4 protein-coding genes and 1 pseudogene are annotated in these 3,627 nt (G+C 47.2%); 4 read left to right on the plus strand and 1 reads right to left on the minus strand.

What is annotated here, in order from left to right:
• Positions 1-65: 65 nt before the first annotated feature.
• The 4 genes from A9G06_RS21105 to A9G06_RS21120 all read left to right on the plus strand — a co-directional run bounded on the left by A9G06_RS21105 (position 66) and on the right by A9G06_RS21120 (position 3,373).
• Complete coding sequence (locus tag A9G06_RS21105; RefSeq protein ID WP_171903414.1) at positions 66-347, plus strand: AlpA family transcriptional regulator; 282 nt, start codon at positions 66-68, stop codon at positions 345-347.
• 5 nt (positions 348-352) lie between these two features.
• Positions 353-1,849, plus strand: a complete 1,497-nt coding sequence (locus A9G06_RS21110; protein ID WP_083243861.1) for a YfjI family protein — start codon at positions 353-355, stop codon at positions 1,847-1,849.
• A gap of 346 nt (positions 1,850-2,195) precedes the next feature.
• Positions 2,196-2,882, plus strand: a complete 687-nt coding sequence (locus A9G06_RS21115) for an inovirus Gp2 family protein (RefSeq protein ID WP_069556532.1) — start codon at positions 2,196-2,198, stop codon at positions 2,880-2,882.
• Between the two features lie 71 nt (positions 2,883-2,953).
• Complete coding sequence (locus tag A9G06_RS21120) at positions 2,954-3,373, plus strand: H-NS family nucleoid-associated regulatory protein (protein WP_069556533.1); 420 nt, start codon at positions 2,954-2,956, stop codon at positions 3,371-3,373.
• A gap of 125 nt (positions 3,374-3,498) precedes the next feature.
• Here the strand turns inward: A9G06_RS21120 and A9G06_RS22215 are convergent.
• A pseudogene (locus A9G06_RS22215) lies at positions 3,499-3,627 on the minus strand (IS5/IS1182 family transposase); the annotation flags it as partial.

A 3,627-nucleotide genomic window follows, 5' to 3' on the forward strand; every position in this document is an offset into this window, starting at 1 on the left:
TGTAATCTTGTCATTGAACACCTCAGGTCATGGTGGCGACTGTACCACCTAAAATGGTGTCCGGGATGATTAGACCACTACAGTTGACGACTGCCAGTAACCAAGGCTCTTATCCTGTGCCAGAACGCGGTACCAGGGTGATTAGGCTGAAAGAGCTGACCCAGCTGATAGGGCTTGGTCGCTCAACCATCTATGACCGAATGAACCCCAATTCCATGCGTTTTGACCCAAGCTTCCCCAGACCAATCAAGCTCGGGATGGCGTCCATTGGGTGGAACTTCAATGAAGTCATGGCTTGGATTGCAAGCCGCCCGCAAGCTCACCCTATCATGATGGGAAAGGAGTAATTGTCATGAACAATTCTTTACTTTTCTCGCCTTTTCCGGTGCAGATTCCAACTCAAACCTCGCTGCGAGTGCCGCAAGAACTTCCGGAACATGTTTTGCCAAACGAGTTGCAAAGCGTTATCCGCTACGTTTTGCAGGAAACACAAGCACCTTCAGGTTTGATTGCCTCTTCCGTGCTCGGTGTGATGGCGTTGGCATGTCAGGATCTTTTTGACATCGCCCCCACGGAAAAATTGCGCTTTCCTACCTCTCTCTATCAAGTTGTGCTAGCAGAATCCGGTGAGCGCAAGTCCACCGTAGATAAGCTACTCATGAAGCCTGTTCGTGACTTTGAAGGAAAGTTGGATAAGAACTATCAAGAGGATAAAAAAAGCTACGATGTGACGATGTGTCGCTGGCAAGTAGAGCGGAAGGCATTGGAAAAAGCTTTCGAGCGGGCGGTGACCAAAGGGGAGCTTTCGGAGGTGAATGCGCAACGGTTGGAGGACTGCTTAACTCGTAAACCAACAGCACCACTGCGCAAGCGCATATTGGTGAGCGATGCGACCAAAGCTGCGGTCAAGCAAGCTCTGGGTAAAAGTTGGCCCTCTCTGGTGCTGTTTTCGGATGAAGCTGGCAGCATCCTTGGTGGCGAATTGCTCCACGATACGCCACTTTTGAACTCACTGTGGGGTGCCCAGCCAATTGAAGTCGACCGAGCAACTGGCGATACGTTTCGCATTGAAGATGCCCGTTTTGGCATGATGTTGATGGCGCAGCCAGCTTTGTTCAGCGAGTATATTCGCCGTGTGGGAAAGCGGGCACGTGCCTCTGGGCTCTTTGCCAGAATGCTGCTGTGTCAGCCGACATCAACAATTGGTGGGAGACTCCACGGTCTGCAGCAAGTCTTCCCACTCCCCATTTCTGGCAAACACTTGCAGTGGTTCCATGACCGAGTTCTGGAGCGCTTGAATCAATCTTTTCAGCGTCGGGAAGACGATGCTGCACGTACTTGTCTGACTCTGTCACCAGAGGCTGCGGCTAAGTGGTATGCCGAATACAATCGGATTGAAAAAATGTGCGGTAAATCGGGCGTGCTTTATGAGTACAATGATTATGCCTCTAAGCAGTCCGAGCATGTGGCCAGAATTGCAGGAGTGTTGGAGGCATTTGTCACAGGCAATACAATCGTGTCAGAGCACACAATGTACGCAGCAATCCAATTGGCCAATTACTTTTTGGATTCTTTCATCCAATTGATGGCAAATGATGCTCTGCCCGAAGAAATGGAAGATGCGCAGCAACTGGAATCCTGGCTGCAAACAAACCATTCGAAATTCGTTTTTGGGGGGATGCCCAAAAACTATATTCGTCAGTATGGACCTAACCGCCTCCGGAGCCGTGAGAGACTGAACCGGGCTTTGGATGATTTGCGGCTCAAAAACAAGATACTCATCTATAAACAAGGAAAAACCACTTATGTCAACTACATCAACATTGGTTTTAATTGCCCTTCACTTTGATAAATAACTTAAGAGCATTTCCCCAAGGCTGTTAGATGAAACTTCTTAGTATGCGTCGTTATCTCTGAAGTTGCATTTTCCATAGATATCTATTGTGTGGTGATAGCTGATATGTCGGTATAATGTAGTATGGAGAATATAAACAACACTCAAAGTATATAGGATGAATAAACAAGGTACATTTAACGACGTAATAGAATATGACTGCAATTAAAGGAATGTGGATTACGTTGTCAACAATTAAGACATATACAGCCACATATGGCTGTACAAGCCATCTTAATAGCTAGAAGTATATCCTTAACAGGGCATAGGCCTACTTATGCCCTCTTTATGGAAAACACACATGTCAATCAACACCAATAATACCTATGAATTGAATGTTGCTGAAGTCACCAGCCTGCTTCAGCAGGTGCAGGGTATGTATGGCGAGATCCACCCATCATATTTGTTACGAAGCCTTGCAGTCGTTGACTCAGCCGTGAAGGAGTGGCCTCGGGTGTTTGCGATACGTGTTGATGTCCGTTTTGCCAAGGTGAATCCTAGTGATGATCTCTTTCACCCAACTCGTTATCAACGCACGGACTCACAGGTTATCACTTGCTTTATCGAGTCTTTGAAGAGCCAGCTCAGAGAAACGAGTAAACGTAAGAGACGTCGTTACATCTTATCAGAACTAAAGTATATCTGGGTGAGAGAGAAAGATAGCGGTAGCCTACCTCATTATCATCTTGTGCTTTTATTAAATAAAGATCGCTACACCTCTTTGGGTGACTATACCAAACCGGAAGCAATCAACATGTCAACGAGAATTCAAAAGGCATGGTGCAGTGCATTGGGTCTCACTTTCCCTGAGTATGCGGAGCTAGTTCACTTCCCCAAGAAGTGTGAATACATTTTTGACAGGAAAGAAGTGCTATTTCGGTCGTCTGGATACATTGGGTTTTTAAAACGAATCGCTTATTTTAGCAAGGTGAGAACTAAGTTGGTGGGGGATGGGCAACGCAATTTCGGTTGCAGTCAATTACGATAAGATGCTTGAGCACGTCAGTGCTCATTAGTATGCTATAGAAAAAATCCTGTGTATTTAATTAAAGGATATCTATGAGTGAATTTCTGAAAGTGCTGTTGAACACCCGCAGTCTACGAGCAGCACTGCGTGAGTTGTCTCTGGATCAGCTCAAAGAAGCCCACGAGAAAATCGAGCTGATTTATCTGGAACGTTTGGAGGTTGCTGAGAAAGAACAGGCCGCCCAAGCTGAGCACCAGCAAAAGCTGGCCGAGTTTCAAGCGATGTTGGCTCAGGCTGGTATCGACCCGACTGAGTTGGTTGGCAGTGCCCCGGCAGCAGTGACTGCGGCTAAAGCTAAACGAGCACCTCGTCCCCCGAAATACCGTTATGTTGAAAATGGCGTAGAGAAAACATGGACCGGTCAGGGCCGTACCCCCAAGTTCTTGGTGCAAAAATTGCAAAAATTGCAACAATTGGAACAAGGCCGTCAGCTGGATGATTTCCTCATCTAAATAGACAAGGCCATGCCCTCACGATATGGCCTTTCTGTTTACACGAGCCTGTAAATCGAATTGTGTATGGAGATGGGCGTTGTTGCCCAAATCAGCTTTAAGAGCGTATCTTCCCCCACCCACCGCTACACTCGGGGCTGTCTGACGGGCAGACCCAGGCTGTTCAGTTTGTTTATCGCTCCAACATACGCCATCACTTCCCCTACCTGACCGTTGTAGTTACGCAGACTGAATTTCCCCGCCTGCAACTGCTT

Origin of the sequence: Aeromonas sp. DNP9, assembly GCF_001728955.1 — a bacterium.
GTDB classification, from domain to species: Bacteria; Pseudomonadota; Gammaproteobacteria; order Enterobacterales; family Aeromonadaceae; genus Aeromonas; species Aeromonas veronii.